3 protein-coding genes are annotated in these 4073 nt (G+C 58.2%); all 3 read right to left on the bottom strand.

Annotated elements, in window-relative coordinates:
• Positions 1-129 precede the first annotated feature (129 nt).
• A complete protein-coding gene (locus tag AB5405_RS09550) occupies positions 130-906 on the bottom strand; it encodes a PTS mannose/fructose/sorbose/N-acetylgalactosamine transporter subunit IIC (protein ID WP_006235817.1) in 777 nt (258 codons plus the stop codon).
• 14 nt (positions 907-920) lie between these two features.
• Positions 921-1397, bottom strand: coding sequence for a PTS sugar transporter subunit IIB (locus AB5405_RS09545; protein ID WP_006235818.1), 477 nt, complete (start codon positions 1395-1397; stop codon positions 921-923).
• A gap of 267 nt (positions 1398-1664) precedes the next feature.
• Positions 1665-4073, bottom strand: a 2409-nt coding sequence (gene carB / locus AB5405_RS09540; protein ID WP_368138319.1) for a carbamoyl-phosphate synthase large subunit, incomplete at its 5' end; no start/stop codon positions are given.

Raw genomic sequence — 4073 nt, 5'->3', positions numbered from 1 at the left:
ACGGTGGCCATTATTCGGTGACCGGGATTGGTCAAAATCGTTTGACTATTAGCGGCTAAAATCGCCCGGCGCTAACATATTCTCTTATCGGTCGATTTATTTGACTCCGGCGAGAGCTCAAGAACATCATTAGAATTCGTTGTCATCGTCAACCTCCTTAGCGACCGCCGCACTGGCAGGCATAAAAATGTGAGCCATATTGAGAATCCCAATCAGGATCAGCGAAAACGCCACGATACCGATCGTCGGAATGTTTAGATAGGCACTCAGCAAGAAGCCTCCAAAGAATAGGAAGCTCAGCTCCTTGGTGGACAGGATTGACATAAGCTGCGCAAATCCAAGCGCGGGCAGAATACCCGTTGCGATCGTAAGCCCATTCGTAAGCCAATCAGGAATGGCGTCAATCAGTGCCTGAACAGCATCATTTCCAACGTAAAAAGCCACGCCGCAAATCAAGCCAAGCGCAATGATGTAGAGAATTCCATTGGTCCACATAGCGGCTGCAATCGTTTTGGGGTCGTCTTTTTCGGCGCCACGATCAGCCCAGACAGCCATAGGAGGCGTAACAACGCTATACATAAGGCTGTCAAACATGCCGGCAAGCACCGCAGTGGGCATAGCAATAGTCAGAGCGGTCTCGGGACCCGCACCCATAGTAATCGCAAAGGCTGTTCCCAAAACTGAACCAACAATTACGTTGGGCGGCACGGCAGCACCAACCTGCCAGACCCCCATGAACGCGAGTTCGAGCTGGAAACCAACAATAACGCCAGTCGGAATATCACCCAAAAAAATACCGACAATCGCTCCGAGGACAATCGGCCGCTCGACCATCGCAGTACCGAGTAAATAATCCGATTGACCTATCGCAGCGGCAAGACCAACCAGAAAAGCCTGAAGCAGCATATTTCTCCCTCTTCCTACAAATCAAAACTTGTTACGATGCGTTTTTTCTCGCTAGCAACCTGCCTTACCTCGAACTCGATTCCATCAGCCATGGCTTTCTTAATTTCATTAATATCGGATTGGGAAAGGCGCACAGCAGGGCCAAGCTCCTTTACGCTATCCCCCAACGGTCGAGCGCCGCCTAAATTCACAGACGTTATTTTTGGACACGCACGCGCAACTTCACAGGCGTCATGTACATTTCCCGCAACAACAATTAGCTCGTATTTATCCACCGCGCTTCCGTTAAGGGCCACGATGGAATCTTCTACACTTTTGACAACCAATTTGGCATCAGCGGGTTTTGCAATTCGCAGCGCTTGAATTCGCTCTTTGCTTGCGGCGTACTCATCTGAAACCACAAGAATAGCGTTTGCTTCAAGCGTTGGATACCAAGAGAACACGGTCTGCCCATGCACTAACCGGCTATCGACGCGACACAGTTTAATCATTTTGCCCCTTTCTCGACTTGAACACAGACAATCATCCTTGACTGCCAATGGCATATTACGTCATATGACGTAATATGCCATTACATAATATCTTGAACGGTTGAATATCACCGCTAAATGGTATTTATCTCTAAAAACAGGGGGGTGCAATCCGTCTAGACACAGTGCGTCGGGGCGGGAGGGGCCGAGTTTCCTCCTGAGCGACTCTGCTTGCAGCCGGAGCGAAGGGGAAACTCGGCCCCCTCCGTCCCGGCCGGACAGGTCACACTACACCGTGTGCTGCGGCAGGTCCTGCAGGGCGATGACGTCCATGCCCATGTCGTTGGCGCTGCCGTGACCCTGCTGGTCCTCGCGCACCGCCTCGATGGCACTCACGTACGTGTTGGCGGCAGACATCGCGGTCACGCAGGTCACGCCGCGGCGCACCGCCTCGGTACGCAACAGATAGCCGTCACCACGCGAACCCGGGCCGTACGGCGTGTTGATGATTACCGCAATCTTGCCATCGGCGATGAGGTCGCCGATGTTGGGACGCTCGCCGTCGTGCGGGCCGCTAATCTTCTCCACGACCTCGCACGTCACGTTGCCTCCACGCAGAACGCGCGCCGTACCCTCGGTGGAGCAGATATCAAAGCCCAGGTAGCGCAGGATGCGAGCGACCGAAAGGATATGACGCTTGTCGCGGTCGCACACGCTGATGAACACCTTGCCGGCGCTCGGGTCGGGCAGCTTGTAGTCAATTGCCAGCTGCGTCTTGGCGTATGCCTCGGGATAGCTCTTGGCGATACCCATGACCTCGCCCGTCGACTTCATCTCGGGCCCCAGGATAACGTCAGCACCGGGGAAACGACCCCAGGGCATAACGGCTTCCTTCATGCAGAACCAATCGAGCTGACGCTCGTCGCTCGGCAGGCCCAAGCTCGCGATGGAATCGCCCGCCATGATACGTGCGGCACACTTGGCGAGCGGCACACCGGTGGCCTTGGAGATAAACGGCACGGTACGGCTTGCGCGCGGATTGGCCTCGATCACGTAAACGGTCTCGCCCTTGATGGCGTACTGTACGTTGACCAGGCCGCGTACGCCCAGCGCCATCGCGATGCGGCGCGTGGTCTCGCGAAGCTTTGCCTGCAGGCTCTCGCTAAAGCTAAACGGCGGGATACAGGTCGCGGAGTCGCCGGAGTGAATACCGGCCTCCTCGATATGCTCCAGAATGCCGCCGATGTAGACCTCTTCGCCATCGCACAGGGCGTCGACATCGGACTCGATCGCACCCTCCAGGAAGCGGTCCAGATACACCGGGTAGTCGGGGCTAATGCGCGCGGCCTCGGCCATGTAATCGCGCAGGTGCTCGGCATCGTAGGCGATCATCATGCCGCGGCCGCCCAGCACGTAGCTCGGACGTACCAGCAGCGGGTAGCCAATGTGTGCGGCAACGGCCTCGGCCTCCTCAAACGAGGTGGCCTGACCCGCCGGCGGGTACATGATGCCCAGCTTGTCGAGCAGGGCGGCAAAGCGCTCGCGGTCCTCGGCAAAGTCGATGGCATCGGGCTTGGTACCCATGATGTTCACGCTGCTCTCCTCGAGCATGCGCGCCAGCTTAAGCGGGGTCTGGCCGCCGAGCGTCACCACGACGCCGTCGGGTCGCTCAACGTCGATGACATCCATGACGTCCTCGTAGGTGAGCGGCTCAAAGTAAAGGCGGTCGGACGTGTCGTAGTCGGTCGAAACGGTCTCGGGATTGCAGTTGACCATGATGGTCTCAAAGCCGCGGGCCGCCAGCGCGTAGCTCGCGTGCACGCAGCAGTAATCGAACTCGATACCCTGGCCAATGCGGTTGGGGCCGGCACCCAGGATCATCGCCTTGGGCTTGTCCGCCGGCGTGGTCTCGTCGGGAGCTACGCACTTCTTAGCATCCGGACTCGTGCGGTAGATGTTCTCGTACGTCTTGTAATGGTACTCCGTGGCGCTCGAGAACTCGGCCGCGCAGGTATCGACCGTCTTCATGCTGGGAACCACGCCCAGACCCTTGCGATAGGCGCGCACAAAGCGCTCGTCCGAGCCGGTCAGCGCGGCGATCTCGGCGTCGCTCGTGCCGTACTGCTTGAGCAGGCGCATCGCGTCGGCGTCGATATCCTCCACACGCAGGCCGCGGATGCTCTCCTGGACCTGCACCATATCGTTGATACGGTTGAGGTACCACGGATCGATACCGCAGATGGCATGGATGCGAACGATGTCCCAGCCACGGCGCAGGGCCTCGACCACAAAGAAGATGCGATGCTCGGTCGGGGTTGCCACGGCCTGAGCAAGCTCGTCGTCGCTCAGCTTATCGGCACCTTCCTTGCCACCGGCGCAAATGCCCTGGTGACCATCCTCCAGCGAGCGCATAGCCTTGCCAAAGGCCTCCTCAAAGGTGCGGCCGATCGCCATGATCTCGCCCACGGCCTTCATGCGCGTGGTGAGCGTGGGGTCGGTACCCTTGAACTTCTCGAAGGCAAAGCGCGGCACCTTGACAACGCAGTAGTCAATCGTGGGCTCAAAGCAGGCGGGCGTAGCCTTGGTGATGTCGTTGACGATCTCGTCGAGCGTGTAGCCCACAGCCAGGCGCGCGGCGGCCTTGGCAATGGGGAAACCCGTGGCCTTGGAAGCCAGCGCGGACGAACGGCTCACGCG

Origin of the sequence: Collinsella aerofaciens (assembly GCF_040920445.1) — a bacterium.
Classification (GTDB): domain Bacteria; phylum Actinomycetota; class Coriobacteriia; order Coriobacteriales; family Coriobacteriaceae; genus Collinsella; species Collinsella aerofaciens_BH.
This window is presented reverse-complemented; position numbering and strand designations above follow the sequence as displayed.

Bases quoted from the DNA above. Each gene is read 5' to 3' on its own strand.
- AB5405_RS09550 (WP_006235817.1), bottom strand. From the start codon at position 906: ATGCTGCTTCAGGCTTTTCTGGTTGGTCTTGCCGCTGCGATAGGTCAA.
- AB5405_RS09545 (WP_006235818.1), bottom strand. From the start codon at position 1,397: ATGATTAAACTGTGTCGCGTCGATAGCCGGTTAGTGCATGGGCAGACC.